General features: G+C 62.8%; 12 protein-coding genes and 1 tRNA gene. All 13 read left to right on the top strand.

Annotation, left to right across the window (positions count from 1 at the left end; translation table 11 throughout):
* Nucleotides 1-1,185 (top strand): elongation factor Tu (tuf, locus tag IFT58_RS18545; protein WP_197974197.1); only part of this gene is annotated, 1,185 nt, incomplete at its 5' end.
* Nucleotides 1,186-1,290: 105 nt separating this feature from the next.
* Nucleotides 1,291-1,366, top strand: a tRNA-Trp gene (locus IFT58_RS18540).
* A gap of 46 nt (nt 1,367-1,412) precedes the next feature.
* Nucleotides 1,413-1,826, top strand: coding sequence for a preprotein translocase subunit SecE (secE, locus tag IFT58_RS18535; RefSeq protein ID WP_188324964.1), 414 nt, complete (start codon nt 1,413-1,415; stop codon nt 1,824-1,826).
* Nucleotides 1,827-1,836: 10 nt separating this feature from the next.
* On the top strand, nt 1,837-2,400 hold the full coding sequence (gene nusG / locus IFT58_RS18530; protein ID WP_188324963.1) for a transcription termination/antitermination protein NusG: 564 nt from the start codon (nt 1,837-1,839) through the stop codon (nt 2,398-2,400).
* A 221-nt stretch (nt 2,401-2,621) separates the two neighbouring features.
* Nucleotides 2,622-3,050, top strand: coding sequence for a 50S ribosomal protein L11 (rplK, locus tag IFT58_RS18525; RefSeq protein WP_042615322.1), 429 nt, complete (start codon nt 2,622-2,624; stop codon nt 3,048-3,050).
* A 4-nt stretch (nt 3,051-3,054) separates the two neighbouring features.
* Nucleotides 3,055-3,753: a 50S ribosomal protein L1 gene (gene rplA / locus IFT58_RS18520; protein ID WP_188324962.1), complete on the top strand. Its 699-nt coding sequence runs from the start codon at nt 3,055-3,057 to the stop codon at nt 3,751-3,753.
* A 385-nt stretch (nt 3,754-4,138) separates the two neighbouring features.
* On the top strand, nt 4,139-4,672 hold the full coding sequence (rplJ, locus tag IFT58_RS18515) for a 50S ribosomal protein L10 (RefSeq protein WP_192082844.1): 534 nt from the start codon (nt 4,139-4,141) through the stop codon (nt 4,670-4,672).
* 63 nt (nt 4,673-4,735) lie between these two features.
* Nucleotides 4,736-5,104: a 50S ribosomal protein L7/L12 gene (gene rplL, locus IFT58_RS18510; RefSeq protein ID WP_188324960.1), complete on the top strand. Its 369-nt coding sequence runs from the start codon at nt 4,736-4,738 to the stop codon at nt 5,102-5,104.
* A 398-nt stretch (nt 5,105-5,502) separates the two neighbouring features.
* A complete protein-coding gene (rpoB, locus tag IFT58_RS18505) occupies nt 5,503-9,657 on the top strand; it encodes a DNA-directed RNA polymerase subunit beta (protein WP_188324959.1) in 4,155 nt (1,384 codons plus the stop codon).
* Nucleotides 9,658-9,745: 88 nt separating this feature from the next.
* Nucleotides 9,746-13,993 (top strand): DNA-directed RNA polymerase subunit beta', encoded by a 4,248-nt coding sequence (gene rpoC / locus IFT58_RS18500; protein ID WP_192082842.1) that lies wholly within the window; start codon nt 9,746-9,748, stop codon nt 13,991-13,993.
* A gap of 260 nt (nt 13,994-14,253) precedes the next feature.
* A complete protein-coding gene (gene rpsL / locus IFT58_RS18495) occupies nt 14,254-14,628 on the top strand; it encodes a 30S ribosomal protein S12 (RefSeq protein WP_042615316.1) in 375 nt (124 codons plus the stop codon).
* A gap of 11 nt (nt 14,629-14,639) precedes the next feature.
* Nucleotides 14,640-15,113 (top strand): 30S ribosomal protein S7, encoded by a 474-nt coding sequence (gene rpsG / locus IFT58_RS18490; RefSeq protein ID WP_188324957.1) that lies wholly within the window; start codon nt 14,640-14,642, stop codon nt 15,111-15,113.
* 137 nt (nt 15,114-15,250) lie between these two features.
* Nucleotides 15,251-17,392: an elongation factor G gene (fusA, locus tag IFT58_RS18485; protein ID WP_188324956.1), complete on the top strand. Its 2,142-nt coding sequence runs from the start codon at nt 15,251-15,253 to the stop codon at nt 17,390-17,392.
* Nucleotides 17,393-17,499: the final 107 nt, after the last annotated feature.

Here is a 17,499-nt window from a genome sequence, read left to right as displayed (position 1 = left end):
AAGGGTAAGTTCGAGCGCACCAAGCCGCACGTCAACGTCGGCACCATCGGTCACGTCGATCACGGCAAGACCACGCTGACCGCTGCACTGACCAAGATCGGTGCCGAGCGCTTCGGTGGCGAGTTCAAGGATTACTCCTCGATCGACGCCGCGCCGGAAGAGAAGGCACGTGGCATCACGATCTCGACCGCACACGTCGAATACGAATCCACCGAGCGTCACTACGCCCACGTCGATTGCCCGGGCCATGCTGACTACGTCAAGAACATGATCACCGGTGCAGCGCAGATGGACGGCGCGATCCTGGTCTGTTCCGCTGCTGACGGCCCGATGCCGCAGACCCGCGAGCACATCCTGCTGTCGCGTCAGGTCGGCGTGCCGTACATCGTCGTCTTCCTGAACAAGGCAGACATGGTCGATGACGCCGAGCTGCTTGAGCTGGTGGAAATGGAAGTGCGCGAGCTGCTGAGCAAGTACGACTTCCCGGGCGACGACACCCCGATCATCGCCGGTTCGGCGCGTCTGGCGCTGGAAGGCGACCAGAGCGACATCGGTGTGCCGGCTGTCATCAAGCTGGTCGAGGCGCTGGACACCTGGATCCCGATGCCGGAGCGCGCTGTCGACAAGCCGTTCCTGATGCCGGTGGAAGACGTGTTCTCGATCTCGGGCCGCGGCACCGTGGTGACCGGTCGTATCGAGCGCGGCGTGATCAAGGTCGGCGAAGAAATCGAAATCGTCGGTATCCGCGACACCGTCAAGACCACCGTGACCGGCGTGGAAATGTTCCGCAAGCTGCTCGACCAGGGTCAGGCAGGCGACAACGCCGGTCTGCTGCTGCGCGGCACCAAGCGTGACGACGTCGAGCGTGGCCAGGTCCTCTGCAAGCCGGGTTCGATCAAGCCGCACACCGAGTTCGAAGGCGAAGTGTACGTGCTGTCGAAGGATGAGGGCGGCCGTCACACCCCGTTCTTCAACGGCTACCGTCCGCAGTTCTACTTCCGTACCACGGACATCACCGGTGCTGCCAAGCTGCCGGAAGGTGTCGAGATGGTGATGCCGGGCGACAACGTGAAGATGGTTGTCACCCTGATCAACCCGGTGGCAATGGACGAAGGCCTGCGTTTCGCGATCCGCGAAGGCGGCCGTACCGTCGGCGCCGGCGTGGTGTCGAAGATCGTCAAGTAATCCCGCAGTTCCGGCAGTTTGTGCAAGACTGCCGGTCGCGCGATTGGCGGGCCGGGAACCTCGGTCCGCCTTCGCCGTCTAAGGCAAGGCAAAGTTTACCTACGTACGCCAGTAGCTCAATTGGCAGAGCAGCGGTCTCCAAAACCGCAGGTTGGGGGTTCGAGTCCCTCCTGGCGTGCCATCTGCCTTCCTAACCAGCGGTCCGCCGCTAAAGCAGCCCGAGCCGGATGAACAGCAAGATCGAACACTCCAAGGATACGTCCACCTCTGGTGGAGACCTCGTCAAGTACGTCGCCGCATCGTTGCTGGTGCTGGCAGGACTGTTCGTCTGGTTCTGGTTCTCTGCAGACTCCGGTCGCGCCGCCCAGCTGGGTGCGTGGGCTGGCCAGATCCGCGCGCTTGCCGTGATTGTCGGCCTGGCGGGCGGTATTGCCGTTTTCATGCTGACCGGAAAGGGTCGCGATACCCGCGACTTCCTGTCCGAGTCACGCTTCGAGCTGCGCAAGGTGGTCTGGCCGACGCGCCAGGAAGCCATCCGGATGACCTGGGTCGTTATCGTGGTTGTGATCATCCTCAGCCTGCTGCTGGGTGGATTCGACTTCGTCATTCAGAAACTGACCCAGTGGTTCCTGGGCCGGTAAGGAGTAACCCATGAAGCGCTGGTACGTTGTTCACGCCTATTCAGGCTTCGAGAAGTCGGTTGCGCAGGCTCTGCGCGATCGCATCGTCCGTGACGCCAAGGAAGAGCTGTTTGGTGATGTGCTGGTTCCGACCGAAGAAGTGGTCGAAATGCGCGCAGGCCAGAAGCGTCGTTCCGAGCGCAAGTTCTTCCCCGGCTACGTGCTGGTGCAGATCGAGACCCACGAAGAAGGCGGCATCCCGCGCATCGACAGCGAAAGCTGGCATCTGGTGAAGGATACCTCCCGCGTGCTGGGCTTCATCGGCGGCACCGCGGATCGCCCGCTGCCGATCGCCGATTCCGAAGCCGAAGCCATCCTGAACCGCGTTCAGGACGGTATCGAGAAGCCGCGTCCGAAGGTGCTGTTCGAGCCGGGCCAGATGGTCCGTGTCACCGACGGTCCGTTCAACGACTTCAACGGTGTGGTGGAAGAAGTCAACTACGAGAAGAGCCGTCTGCGCGTCTCGGTGTTGATTTTCGGTCGCGCCACCCCGGTGGAGCTCGAGTTCGGCCAGGTCGAAAAAGCCAACGGCTGATCCCCGGCGCCGGGCGGAGCCCGGCGTTCAGGATTCCCGGTGTGGACGTTACGTCAAAGCACTGGTATAGTGCCCGGCTTCCTGCCAGGAACCTGGCAAAAGTGAAGGCCACCGCAAGGTGGCCTTCGGCATGTATTCAAAAACGCGATGCCGGGACGCGAGATTCCCGGTCCGATGGGGAGCCTGTAGTCGTAAGGCGCTAGCACCCGGAGAGCATAGTCATGGCAAAGAAAGTTGTCGGTTACATCAAGCTGCAGGTAAAGGCCGGTCAGGCCAATCCCTCGCCGCCGGTCGGTCCTGCGCTGGGTCAGCGTGGTCTGAACATCATGGAATTCTGCAAGGCCTTCAATGCCGCCACGCAGAAGCTCGAGCCGGGTCTGCCGGTTCCGGTGATCATCACGGCCTATTCGGACCGTACGTTCACCTTCATCACCAAGAGCACCCCGGCGACCACCCTGCTGAAGAAGGCTGCTGGCATCTCGTCGGGCTCCAAGCGCCCGAACACCGAGAAGGTCGGCAAGGTCACCCGCAAGCAGCTGGAAGAGATCGCCAAGGCGAAGGAACCGGATCTGACTGCCGCCGATCTGGACGCCGCCGTGCGTACGATCGCCGGTTCTGCGCGTTCGATCGGCATCGTGGTGGAGGGTTAATAAGATGGCACAGACCAAGCGTGAGAAGGCCTCCAAGGCCGCAGTCGTCGCCGGCAAGTCGTACGGCTTCGAAGAAGCAATCAAGATCCTGAAGACCACCGCCACCGCCAAGTTCGTCGAGTCGATCGACGTGGCCGTGCGCCTGGGCGTGGATGCCAAGAAGTCCGACCAGCAGGTGCGCGGTTCCACCGTGCTGCCGGCCGGTACCGGCAAGTCGGTCCGCGTCGCGGTGTTCGCTCCGGCCGGCGCCAAGGCTGACGAAGCCCTGGCCGCAGGTGCGGAAGCGGTCGGCATGGACGATCTGGCCGAGAAGATGCAGGCCGGTGATCTGAACTATGACGTCGTGATCGCGACCCCGGACGCCATGCGCGTCGTGGGTAAGCTGGGCACCGTGCTCGGCCCGCGCGGCCTGATGCCGAACCCGAAGGTCGGCACCGTCTCGGCCAACCCGGGCGAAGCCGTCAAGAACGCAAAGTCGGGTCAGGTGCGTTATCGCACTGACAAGGCCGGCATCATCCACTGCACCATCGGCAAGGCCAGCTTCGAAGACGAAGCGCTGAAGTCGAACCTGCAGGCGCTGCTGCTCGACCTGATCAAGGCCAAGCCGGCCACCTCGAAGGGCCTGTACCTGCAGAAGGTGTCGGTCAGCTCGACGATGGGCCCGGGCGTCACCGTCGACCAGTCGACGCTGACCCTGAAGTAAGTGATTCAAGCGGGCAGGGCGCCTTCGGGTTCCTTGTCCGTCTCTTTTGAAGGCGTCCGCCGGCTTCCATCGCCGGTGGCAGCCGTCAAAGACCGCAGGTGCGGTCGTGGTATGCCGGCGACGGGCACGGAAGCTCGATTTGGCAAGGAGTCGCCGCCGGAGCAGTCACGAACGCTTAATCGATCCTTCGTGGATCACCCTGCGTAGATGGTGCCCTTCTGGAGTTTTTTCTGGTCATGCAAGTCTGGGGTAACCCAGGTTGGATCCAGGTCTGGAACGGCCCACCCCCCGGAACATCAGCCTGATGTTCCCGGTGTCCAGGACGGACGCCGCCCAGGACCGCACACGGCAGGAGCCGTAAGCGGAGTTCAATCGGAGGAGTGCAATGGCTCTCAATCTGTCCCAGAAGCAAGAAGTAGTCGCGGAGCTGGCAGACATCGCCGCCAAGGCCCACTCCTTGATCGCAGCCGAATATGCTGGCACCACGGTCTCCCAGATGACCGCGATGCGCAAGCAGGCTCGTGAAACCGGCGTTTTCTTGAAAGTTGTCAAGAACACCCTGGCTTCGCGCGCCGTTGAAGGCACCGAATTCGCATGTGCACAGGACAAGCTGGTCGGTCCGCTGCTGTACGCGTTTTCGCTCGAGGAGCCCGGCGCAGCCGGTCGCCTGATCAAGGAATTCGCCAAGGGCAACGATAAGCTGCAGCCCAAGGTTGTCGCCATCGGCGGCGAAGTGTTCCCGGCAAGCCACGTTGATGTGCTGGCCTCGTTGCCGACCCTCGACCAGGCGCTGGCAATGCTGGCACGCGTCCTGACCGAGCCGGTCACGATGTTCGCGCGCGCCAACAAGGCCCTGGCCGATCAGCTGGGTGGCGGTGAAACCGCTGCTGCTGACGAGCCGGTCGCCGAGACCGCCTGAGTTTCGACCTACCGTGGTTCCTGACGGAACCTACATCCAGAATATTATTGAAAGGTATCAATCATGTCCCTTACCAACGAACAGATCGTCGACGCAATCGCCTCGAAGTCCCTGATGGAAGTGATGGAGCTGGTCAAGGCCATCGAAGAGAAGTTCGGCGTCTCCGCCGCTGCTCCGGTTGCTGCAGCTGCCGCTGCTGGCCCGGCTGCTGCTGTTGAAGAGCAGACCGAGTTCACCGTGACCCTGAAGTCGCCGGGCGACAAGAAGGTCGAAGTGATCAAGGCCGTCCGCGCCATCACCGGCCTGGGCCTGAAGGAAGCGAAGGACCTGACCGAAGCCGGCGGCGTCGTGAAGGATGGCGCGTCGAAGGACGAAGCCGAGAAGATCAAGAAGGACCTGGAAGCTGCTGGCGCGACTGTCGAAGTCAAGTAAGCAGATCCCTTGCGTCGCCATCGATTTCGGGCGATGCAGCCAAGGCTGGGGGCGTAAGCCCCCGGCCTTTGGTCGTTTCACCACGCGCGGTAGAGCCGACTTCAGTCGGCTGCAGGACAAGCGGTAGAGCCGACTTCAGTCGGCTGCAGTACAAGCGGTAGAGCCGACTTCAGTCGGCTGCAAGACAAGCGAAAAAAAGCCCAACACGGGCTGCGGTCAAAAGGCCCGTCCAGCCAGCGCGCAGCGCGGCGGCGGTCAACAGATGCAGTCAAGTTGGCAGTTGGAAGTAGCAAGAGAAGGCGTGCTGGTGCCGGCAATACCAGCGACTTCCAACTGACAATTTCAAGTTTCCTTTTGGGTCGTGGACGCACGCCCCTCACAACAAGGTGGAAGACATCATGACGTCCTATTCGTTCACCGAGAAGAAGCGCATCCGCAAGGATTTCGCCAAGTCGCGCGCGATTCTCGAAGTGCCGTTCCTGCTCGCCATCCAGGTGGACTCGTACCGCGAGTTCCTGCAGGAAAACGTGGATCCGGCCAAGCGCACGGACCACGGCCTGCACGCCGCCCTGAAGTCCGTCTTCCCGATCTCCAGCTACAGCGGCAACGCGGCGCTGGAATACGTCGGCTACAAGCTGGGCGATCCGGTGTTCGACGAGCGCGAGTGCCGCCAGCGTGGCATGAGCTACGGCGCCCCGCTGCGCGTGACCGTGCGCCTGGTGATCTACGACCGTGAGTCGTCGACCAAGGCCATCAAGTACGTGAAGGAGCAGGAGGTCTATCTGGGTGAAATCCCGCTGATGACCGACAACGGTACCTTCATCGTCAACGGCACCGAGCGCGTCATCGTCTCGCAGCTGCACCGCTCGCCGGGCGTGTTCTTCGACCACGACCGTGGCAAGACCCACAGCTCGGGCAAGCTGCTGTACAGCGCCCGCATCATCCCGTACCGCGGTTCCTGGCTGGACTTCGAGTTCGACCCGAAGGACGCGCTGTTCACCCGTATCGACCGCCGCCGCAAGCTGCCGGTGTCGATCCTGCTGCGCGCACTGGGCTACAGCAACGAAGAAATGCTGGCCGAGTTCTTCGAGATCAACACGTTCCACATCAATCCCGACGAAGGTGTCCAGCTGGAGCTGGTGCCCGAGCGTCTGCGTGGTGAAACCCTGGGCTTCGACCTGGCCGACGGTGACAAGGTCATCGTGGAAGCCGGCAAGCGCATCACCGCGCGCCACGTCAAGCAGCTGGAAGCCTCGGGCATCGCCGCCCTGGCCGTGCCGGACGATTACATCGTCGGCCGCATCCTGTCGCACGACGTGGTCGATTCGTCCACCGGCGAACTGCTGGCGCAGGCCAACGACGAAATCAGCGACGACCAGCTGCAGGCCTTCCGCAAGGCCGGCGTGGACGCCGTGGGCACCCTGTGGGTGAACGATCTGGATCGTGGTCCGTACCTGTCCAACACGCTGCGCATCGATCCGACCAAGACCCAGCTGGAAGCCCTGGTCGAGATCTACCGCATGATGCGTCCGGGCGAGCCGCCGACCAAGGACGCCGCACAGAACCTGTTCCACAACCTGTTCTTCACCTTCGAGCGCTACGACCTGTCCACGGTCGGCCGGATGAAGTTCAACCGTCGCGTGGGCCGCAAGGAAACCACCGGCGAAGCCGTGCTCTACGACCGCAAGTACTACGGCGAGCGTAATGACGAAGAGTCCAAGCGCCTGGTTGCCGCGCATGGCGAGTCGTCCGACATCCTGGACGTGATCAAGGTCCTGACCGAGATCCGCAACGGCCGTGGCGTCGTCGATGACATCGACCACCTGGGCAACCGTCGCGTGCGTTCGGTCGGCGAAATGGCCGAGAACGTGTTCCGCGTGGGCCTGGTCCGCGTCGAGCGCGCGGTCAAGGAGCGCCTGTCGATGGCCGAGTCCGAAGGCCTGACCCCGCAGGAGCTGATCAACGCCAAGCCGGTCGCTGCCGCGATCAAGGAATTCTTCGGCTCCTCGCAGCTGTCGCAGTTCATGGATCAGAACAACCCGCTGTCGGAAGTCACGCACAAGCGTCGCGTCTCGGCCCTGGGCCCGGGCGGCCTGACCCGCGAACGCGCCGGCTTCGAAGTGCGCGACGTGCATCCGACCCATTACGGCCGCGTCTGCACCATCGAAACGCCGGAAGGCCCGAACATCGGCCTGATCAACTCGCTGGCCGTGTATGCCCGCACCAATGAGTACGGTTTCCTTGAAACCCCGTACCGCAAGGTCGTGGACGGCAAGGTCTTCGACGAAGTCGAGTTCCTGTCGGCCATCGAAGAAAACGAGTACGTCATTGCCCAGGCCAACGCGCTGACCAATGCCGACAGCGTGCTGACCGAGCAGTTCGTGCCGTGCCGCTTCCAGGGCGAATCGCTGCTGAAGCCGCCGGCGGAAGTCCACTTCATGGACGTCTCGCCGATGCAGACCGTGTCGGTCGCTGCCGCGCTGGTTCCGTTCCTGGAGCACGATGACGCAAACCGTGCACTGATGGGCGCCAACATGCAGCGCCAGGCCGTGCCGACCCTGCGTGCGCAGAAGCCGCTGGTGGGTACCGGTATCGAACGCGCCGTGGCCCGCGACTCCGGCGTCACCGTCAACGCCCGTCGTGGTGGTGAAGTGGTGCAGGTCGACGCCGCGCGCATCGTGGTCAAGATCGTCGAAGAAGAAATCATCGGTGCAACCGACGCCGGCGTGGACATCTACAACCTGGTCAAGTACACCCGCTCCAACCAGAACACCTGCATCAACCAGCGTCCGCTGGTGAACGTGGGTGACGTGGTGGCGCGTGGCGACGTGCTGGCTGACGGTCCGTCCACCGACATCGGCGAGCTGGCCCTGGGCCAGAACATGCTGATCGCGTTCATGCCGTGGAACGGCTACAACTTCGAAGACTCCATCCTGCTCTCCGAGCGCGTGGTGGAAGAAGATCGTTACACCACGATCCACATCGAAGAGCTGACCTGCGTTGCCCGTGACACGAAGCTGGGGCCGGAGGAAATCTCCGCCGACATCCCGAACGTGTCCGAGCAGGCGCTGAACCGCCTGGACGAATCCGGCGTGGTGTACATCGGTGCGGAAGTGCGCGCCGGTGACATCCTGGTCGGCAAGGTGACGCCGAAGGGCGAAAGCCAGCTGACCCCGGAAGAGAAGCTGCTCCGCGCGATCTTCGGCGAGAAGGCGTCGGACGTGAAGGACAGCTCGCTGCGCGTGCCGCCGGGCATGGACGGCACCGTCATCGACGTGCAGGTCTTCACCCGCGACGGCATCGAGAAGGACAAGCGTGCGCGCCAGATCGAAGAATCCGAGATCAAGCGCGTCAAGAAGGACTTCGACGACCAGTACCGCATCCTGGAAGGTGCCATCTACGCCCGTCTGCGTTCGCAGATCGTCGGCAAGGTGGTCAACGGCGGCGCCAACCTGAAGAAGGGTGACGTCATCACCGACGCCTACCTGGACGGCCTGAAGAAGGCCGACTGGTTCGTGCTGCGGATGAAGGACGAAGACGCTTCGGAATCCATCGAGCGCGCGCAGAAGCAGATCCAGGCGCACGAGAAGGAATTCGAGCGTCGCTTCGCCGACAAGCGCGGCAAGATCACCGCGGGCGATGACCTCGCCCCGGGCGTGCTGAAGATGGTCAAGGTCTTCATGGCCGTGAAGCGCCGCATCCAGCCGGGCGACAAGATGGCAGGCCGCCACGGCAACAAGGGTGTGGTCTCCAACGTGGTGCCGGTCGAGGACATGCCGTACATGTCGTCGGGCGAAACCGTGGACATCGTGCTGAACCCGCTGGGCGTGCCGTCGCGCATGAACATCGGGCAGATCCTGGAAGTGCATCTGGGCTGGGCCGCCAAGGGTCTGGGTCGCAAGATCCAGGGCATGCTGGAAGCCCAGGCCGCGGTGTCGCAGCTGCGGATCTTCCTGGACGAGGTGTACAACCACGACAGCACCAACGTGGCCACCCACGTCGACCTGACCCAGTTCAGCGATGCGGAACTGCTGCGCCTGGCCGGCAACCTGACCGACGGCGTGCCGATGGCAACGCCGGTCTTCGACGGTGCCACCGAGGCGGAGATCAAGCGCATGCTGGAACTGGCAGACCTGCCGACCAGCGGCCAGACCCAGCTGTATGACGGCCGCACCGGCGAGGCGTTCGATCGCCAGACCACCGTCGGCTACATGCACTACCTGAAGCTGAACCACCTGGTCGACGACAAGATGCATGCCCGTTCGACCGGTCCGTACTCGCTCGTCACCCAGCAGCCGCTGGGCGGCAAGGCGCAGTTCGGCGGGCAGCGCTTCGGTGAAATGGAAGTCTGGGCGCTGGAAGCCTACGGCGCGGCCTACACCCTGCAGGAAATGCTGACGGTGAAGTCCGATGACGTGCAGGGCCGCAACCAGATGTACAAGAACATCGTCGATGGCGAGCACGAGATGGTGGCCGGCATGCCGGAATCCTTCAATGTGCTGGTGAAGGAAATCCGTTCGCTGGCCATCAACATGGAACTGGAAGACAGCTGATCGCGCAGGCGCTGCTGCCCCGGCAGCAGCGCCGCCGCTTCGCTCCTGACAGCCCATCGACACAGCATTCCTCCTTCTGGAGAACACCATGAAAGACCTGCTCAACCTCTTCAACCAGCAGCGCCAGACGCTGGACTTCGACGCGATCAAGATCGCGCTGGCTTCGCCCGACCTGATCCGTTCGTGGTCGTTCGGCGAAGTGAAGAAGCCGGAAACGATCAACTACCGCACCTTCAAGCCGGAGCGTGACGGCCTGTTCTGCGCCGCCATCTTCGGACCGGTCAAGGACTACGAGTGCCTGTGCGGCAAGTACAAGCGCATGAAGCACCGTGGCGTGGTCTGCGAAAAGTGCGGCACCGAAGTGACCCTGGCCAAGGTGCGCCGCGAGCGCATGGGCCACATCGACCTGGCGTCGCCGGTCGCGCACATCTGGTTCCTCAAGTCGCTGCCGTCGCGCATCGGCCTGATGCTGGACATGACCCTGCGTGACATCGAGCGCGTGCTGTACTTCGAAGCGTACGTGGTGACCGAGCCGGGCCTGACCGCCCTGGAGCGCCGCCAGCTGCTGACCGAAGAGCAGTACCTGACCGCGCGTCAGGAGCACGGTGATGACTTCGACGCCGCCATGGGCGCCGAGGCCGTCTACGAGCTGCTGCGCACGATCGACCTGCAGTCGGAAATGACCCGCCTGCGCGAAGAGATCGCCAGCACCGGTTCGGAAACCAAGCTCAAGCGCCTCACCAAGCGCATCAAGCTGATCGAAGCCTTCCTGGAATCGGGCAACCGTCCGGAGTGGATGGTGATGACCGTGCTGCCGGTGCTGCCGCCGGATCTGCGTCCGCTGGTGCCGCTGGACGGTGGCCGCTTCGCGACCTCCGACCTGAACGACCTGTACCGCCGCGTCATCAACCGCAACAACCGCCTGCGTCGCCTGCTGGAACTGAGCGCGCCGGACATCATCGTGCGCAATGAAAAGCGCATGCTGCAGGAATCGGTCGATGCGCTGCTGGACAACGGCCGTCGTGGCCGTGCCATCACCGGCACCAACAAGCGCCCGCTGAAGTCGCTGGCCGACATGATCAAGGGCAAGCAGGGTCGCTTCCGCCAGAACCTGCTGGGCAAGCGCGTCGACTACTCGGGCCGTTCGGTCATCGTGGTCGGCCCGTACCTGCGCCTGCACCAGTGCGGCCTGCCGAAGAAGATGGCGCTCGAGCTGTTCAAGCCGTTCGTCTTCGCCAAGCTGCAGCGTCGTGGCCTGGCCACCACCATCAAGGCCGCCAAGAAGCTGGTCGAGCGCGAAGAAGCCGAAGTCTGGGACATCCTGGAAGAGGTCATCCGCGAACATCCGGTGATGCTGAACCGTGCGCCGACCCTGCATCGTCTGGGTATCCAGGCGTTCGAGCCGGTGCTGATCGAAGGCAAGGCCATCCAGCTGCATCCGCTGGTCTGCACCGCGTTCAACGCCGACTTCGACGGTGACCAGATGGCCGTCCACGTGCCGCTCTCGCTGGAAGCCCAGCTGGAAGCGCGTGCGCTGATGATGTCCACCAACAACATCCTGTCGCCGGCCAACGGCGAGCCGATCATCGTGCCGTCGCAGGACGTCGTGCTGGGTCTGTACTACATGACCCGCTCGCTGGTGAACAAGAAGGGCGAGGGCATGGCCTTCGCCAACATCGCCGAAGTCAAGCGTGCCTACGACAACCGCGTGGTGGAACTGCATGCGCGCGTCAAGGTCCGCATCACTGAAGTGGTGACCGACGAGGAAGGCAACAAGCAGAACAAGACCTCGATCGTGGAAACCACGATCGGTCGCGCCCTGCTGGCTGAAATCCTGCCGGAAGGCCTGCCGTTCGCGCTGGCCAACACCGAGCTGACCAAGAAGAACATCAGCCGCCTGATCAACTCCAGCTACCGTCAGCTGGGCTTGAAGGACACGGTCGTGTTCGCCGACAAGCTGATGTACACCGGCTTTGCCTACGCAACCCGTGCAGGTGTGTCGATCGGTATCGACGACATGCTGATCCCGGACGAGAAGCGCGGCATCCTCACCGAGGCCGAAGCCGAAGTGCTGGAAATCCAGGAGCAGTACCAGTCGGGCCTGGTCACCGCCGGTGAGCGCTACAACAAGGTGGTCGACATCTGGTCGCGCACCAACGAACGCATCGCCAAGGCGATGATGGACACCATCGGTACCGAGAAGGTCACCGATTCCAACGGCGACATCATCGACCAGAAGTCGATGAACTCGCTGTACATCATGGCCGACTCCGGTGCGCGTGGTTCGCAGGCGCAGATCCGCCAGCTGGCCGGTATGCGTGGCCTGATGGCGCGTCCGGATGGCTCGATCATCGAAACGCCCATCAAGGCGAACTTCCGTGAAGGCCTGAACGTGCAGGAGTACTTCAACTCCACCCACGGTGCCCGTAAGGGTCTGGCCGATACCGCGCTGAAGACCGCCAACTCGGGTTACCTGACCCGTCGTCTGGTGGACGTCGCGCAGGACGTGGTGATCACCGAAGTGGATTGCGGTACCACTGAAGGCCTGACCATGACGCCGATCGTGGAAGGCGGCGATGTCGTGGAGCCGTTGAAGGACCGCGTGCTGGGTCGTGTCGTCGCCGAGGACGTGTTCCTGCCGGGCAACGACGAAGATCCGATCGTCACCCGCAACACGCTGCTCGACGAAGCCTGGGTGGCCAAGCTGGAAGATGCCGGCGTGCAGAGCATCAAGGTGCGCTCGACGATCTCGTGCGCCTCGCCGTTCGGTGTCTGCGGCCGTTGCTACGGTCGTGACCTGGCGCGTGGCCACATCGTCAACATCGGTGAAGCAGTCGGCGTCATCGCCGCGCAGTCGATCGGTGAGCCGGGTACCCAGCTGACCATGCGTACGTTCCACATCGGTGGTGCGGCATCGCGTGCGGCAGCAGTGGACAACATCACGGTGAAGACCACCGGTTCGGTGAAGTTCAACAACCTGAAGTCGGTGTCGCATGCCAACGGTTCGCTGGTGGCGGTGTCCCGCTCGGGCGAAATCTCGGTGCTCGATGCCCATGGCCGCGAGCGCGAGCGTTACAAGCTGCCCTACGGCTCGATGATCGCCTCCAAGGATGGCGACTCGGTCAAGGCTGGCCAGACCGTGGCGAACTGGGATCCGCATAACCACCCGATCGTTTCGGAAGTGGCCGGTTTCCTGCGCTTCATCGACTTTGTCGATGGCATCACCGTCATCGAAAAGACCGACGAACTCACCGGCCTTGCCTCGCGCGAGATCACCGATCCGAAGCGTCGCGGTTCGATGGGCAAGGATCTGCGTCCGCTGATCCGCATCGTCGACGCCAAGGGCGCCGACCTGCTGATCCCGGGCACCGACATGCCGGCCCAGTACCTGCTGCCGCCGCGCTCCATCGTCAACCTGCAGGACGGCGCCGCCGTCGGCGTGGGCGACGTGGTCGCCAAGATCCCGCAGGAAGCGTCCAAGACCCGCGACATCACCGGTGGTCTGCCGCGCGTGGCCGATCTGTTCGAAGCGCGCAAGCCGAAGGATCCGGCAGTGCTGGCCGAGCGTTCGGGCATCATCAGCTTCGGCAAGGACACCAAGGGCAAGCAGCGTCTGATCATCAAGGACACTGACGGGACGGAACACGAAGAGCTGATTCCGAAGTACCGCCAGGTGATCGTGTTCGAAGGCGAGCACGTGACCAAGGGCGAAACCATCGTGGACGGCGAGCCGAGCCCGCAGGACATCCTGCGTCTGCTGGGTGTCGAACCGCTGGCTGCCTACCTGGTCAAGGAAATCCAGGACGTGTACCGCCTGCAGGGCGTGAAGATCAACGACAAGCACATCGAGGTGATCACCCGCCAGATGCTGCGCAAGGTCGAGATCACCGACCAGGGCAACAGCAAGTTCCTGAATGGCGAACAGGTGGAACGTCAGCGCGTTATCGAGGAGAATGCACGCCTCGGTGCCCGTACCGAACTGCCGGCCCAGTACGATCCGGTCCTGCTGGGCATCACCAAGGCTTCGCTGGCAACCGAATCGTTCATCTCGGCGGCGTCCTTCCAGGAAACCACCCGCGTGTTGACCGAAGCCGCCGTTCGCGGCACCAAGGACAACCTGCGCGGCCTGAAGGAAAACGTCATCGTCGGTCGCCTGATTCCGGCCGGTACCGGCCTGTCCTATCACGCCAACCGCCGTCGCGGCGCTACCGGCCTGACCGATTCGGAGCTGCTGACGCTGACCGGTACGCCGGCCGCTGCAGCCGCAGAACCGGCTGCTCCGGCGCCGGCTCCGGTGGCCGCCGTCGAAGCTGAACAGGCTTCGGGGGAAGAGTAAGAAACACGGTCCGCCCCTTCGGGGGTGGACACGGAAAAGGGCAGGCGAGGCCTTCGGGTGTCGCCTGCCAGTCTGAACGGGGTACATGGAGGCCCCCCGGTAACTTCCCTGGATCAGGGAGGGCTTGACAGGAGCGCGTTTGACTGCGTTTCTGACAGGTTGCTACAATCGTCTGTCTCAGCAGGCCCGTTTTCAGGCCTGCTTTAACATTTCCGCATCTCTGGTCAGTTTTTACTGGCCCCAATCAGAAGAACCTACTGATGGCGACGATCAACCAGCTGGTCCGCAAGCCGCGGCAAGCTACCACCTACAAGAGTGCCTCGCCGGCGCTCGAGAAGTGCCCGCAGCGCCGTGGCGTCTGCACGCGCGTCTATACCACCACCCCGAAGAAGCCGAACTCGGCCCTCCGCAAGGTTGCCAAGGTCCGCCTGACCAACCAGGAAGAGGTCATCAGCTACATCGGTGGTGAAGGCCACAACCTGCAGGAGCACTCCGTGGTCCTGATCCGCGGCGGTCGCGTCAAGGATCTGCCGGGTGTGCGTTACCACACTGTTCGCGGTTCGCTCGATGCCTCCGGTGTCGCCAAGCGTCGCCAGGCCCGTTCGAAGTACGGCGCCAAGCGTCCGAAGGCATAAGGAGAGAGCACATGTCGCGTAAAGGTAATACTCCGCAGCGTTCCGTCCTGCCCGATCCCAAGCACGGAAGTGAAACCATCGCCCGCTTCATCAACATGGTGATGTTGAGCGGCAAGAAGTCCGTAGCCGAGAAGATCGTCTACGGCGCGATGGACGTCATCAGCGAAAAGAACGCCGCCGCCAATACGGTGGAACTGGTGCAGAAGGCGCTGGAAAACGTCGCTCCGTCGGTCGAGGTCAAGTCCCGCCGTGTCGGTGGTGCCACCTACCAGGTGCCGGTCGAAGTGCGTTCGTCGCGCAAGATGGCACTGGCCATGCGTTGGCTGATCGACTCCGCGCGCAAGCGTGGTGAGAACACCATGCCGAAGAAGCTGGCGGCCGAGCTGCTGGATGCCTCGGAAAACCGTGGCGGCGCGATCAAGAAGCGCGAAGAAACCCACCGTATGGCCGAAGCCAACAAGGCGTTCGCGCACTACCGCTGGTGAGTTTGACGGCCTTGTAAAACAGGCAGGGCAGCACCATCTGAGTGCTGCCCCGCGACCCCGGAAGGGTCGCGCCAATCCGAAGGCCGCCGAAAGGCGGCGTTCGGCCATCCGAAATCCAAGAAATCGAGAGGCTCCCCGTGGCCCGCAACACTCCCATCGAGCGTTACCGTAACTTCGGCATCATGGCTCACATCGATGCCGGCAAGACCACCACGTCCGAGCGCATCCTGTTCTACACCGGCAAGAGCCACAAGATCGGTGAAGTGCATGACGGCGCTGCCACCATGGACTGGATGGAGCAGGAGCAGGAGCGTGGCATCACGATCCAGTCCGCTGCCACCACTGCGTTCTGGAAGGGCATGGACAAGTCCCTGCCGGAGCATCGTTTCAACATCATCGATACCCCCGGACACGTCGACTTCACCATCGAAGTCGAGCGCTCGCTGCGCGTGCTCGATGGTGCGGTGTTCGTGCTGTGTGCCGTTGGTGGCGTGCAGCCGCAGTCCGAAACCGTGTGGCGTCAGGCCAACCGGTACAAGGTGCCGCGCATTGCGTTCGTCAACAAGATGGACCGCACCGGCGCGAACTTCACCAAGGTCGTTGGCCAGCTGAAGGCGAAGCTGGGCGCGGTTGCCGTGCCGATGCAGCTGCCGATCGGCGCTGAAGAAAACTTCAAGGGCGTGGTCGACCTCATCAAGATGAAGGCGATCCATTGGGATGAAGCGTCCCAGGGTATGAAGTTCGAGTACCTGGAGATCCCGGCCGACATGCAGGCAGAGGCTGATGAGGCCCGCGTCTTCATGATCGAAGCTGCGGCTGAAGCCAGCGAAGAGCTGATGGAAAAGTACCTGGGCGGCGAAGAGCTGACCGAGGCCGAGATCGTGGAGGCCCTGCGCGTGCGCACCCTGGCCACCGACATCGTGCCGATGTACTGCGGTTCGGCCTTCAAGAACAAGGGCGTGCAGGCCATGCTGGACGGCGTGGTGCAGCTGCTGCCGTCGCCGATCGACGTGCCGGACGTGACCGGTACCGACGTGGACGACGAAACCGTCGCACTGAGCCGCAAGTCCGATGACAAGGCGCCCTTCTCGGCGCTGGCCTTCAAGATCATCACCGATCCGTTCGTCGGCGCGCTGACCTTCTTCCGTGTCTACTCGGGCACGCTGAATGCTGGCGACCAGCTGCTGAACTCGGTGAAGGGCAAGAAGGAGCGCATCGGCCGCATCCTGCAGATGCATTCCAACGATCGCGAAGAGATCAAGGAAGTGCTGGCCGGTGACATCGCCGCTGCCGTGGGTCTGAAGGACACCACGACCGGTGACACGCTGTGCTCGCAGGAGCATCCGATCATCCTGGAGCGCATGGTGTTCCCGGAGCCGGTCATCTCGATGGCTGTCGAACCGAAGACCAAGTCCGACCAGGAAAAAATGGGTCTCGCCCTCGGCCGTCTGGCCCAGGAAGATCCGTCGTTCCGCGTCAAGACCGACCAGGAATCCGGCCAGACGATCATCTCGGGCATGGGTGAGCTGCACCTGGACATCATCGTTGACCGCATGAAGCGCGAGTTCAATGTTGAAGCCAACGTCGGCAAGCCGCAGGTGGCTTACCGCGAAACGATCACCCTGGCCGACGTCAAGTCGGACTACAAGCACGCCAAGCAGTCCGGTGGTAAGGGTCAGTACGGTCACGTCGTGATCGAGCTGTCGCCGATCACCGCTGCCGATCGTGCCGATCCGAAGCTGTCCGCTGCGATCAAGGATGATTTCCTCTTCATCAATGACATCGCCGGCGGCGTGATCCCGAAGGAATTCATTCCGTCGGTAGAAAAGGGCCTGCGCGAAACCATCACCAGCGGTCCGCTGGCTGGCTTCCCGGTCGTGGATGTCAAGGTCAAGCTGGTGTTCGGCTCGTACCATGACGTCGACTCCTCGGAAATGGCGTTCAAGCTGGCTTCCTCGATGGCGTTCAAGGAAGGTTTCCGCAAGGCCAAGCCGGTCCTGCTGGAGCCGATCATGAAGGTCGAGATCGTGACCCCGAGCGATTACCAGGGTGACGTGATGGGCGACGTCAGCCGTCGTCGTGGCATGCTGCAGGGTTCGAGCATGACCGGTGACGGTTCGGCCGAAATCATCAATGCGATGATTCCGCTGGGCGAGATGTTTGGCTACGCCACCTCGCTGCGTTCGCAGACCCAGGGCCGCGCCACGTTCACGATGGAATTCGATCACTACGAGCCGGCGCCGACCAACATCGCCGACGAAGTCATGAAGAAGGCCTGAGCGTAAGCTCAGGTCCTCCCAACCACTTTAGAAACTAAAAGGTAGATAGAAATGGCAAAGGGTAAGTTCGAGCGCACCAAGCCGCACGTCAACGTCGGCACCATCGG

It is taken from the genome of Stenotrophomonas sp. CFBP 13718 (assembly GCF_014842145.1).
Taxonomy (GTDB): Bacteria; Pseudomonadota; Gammaproteobacteria; order Xanthomonadales; family Xanthomonadaceae; genus Stenotrophomonas.
Note: the sequence above shows the minus strand (reverse complement) of the source record. Positions and strands in the feature narration are given on the sequence as shown.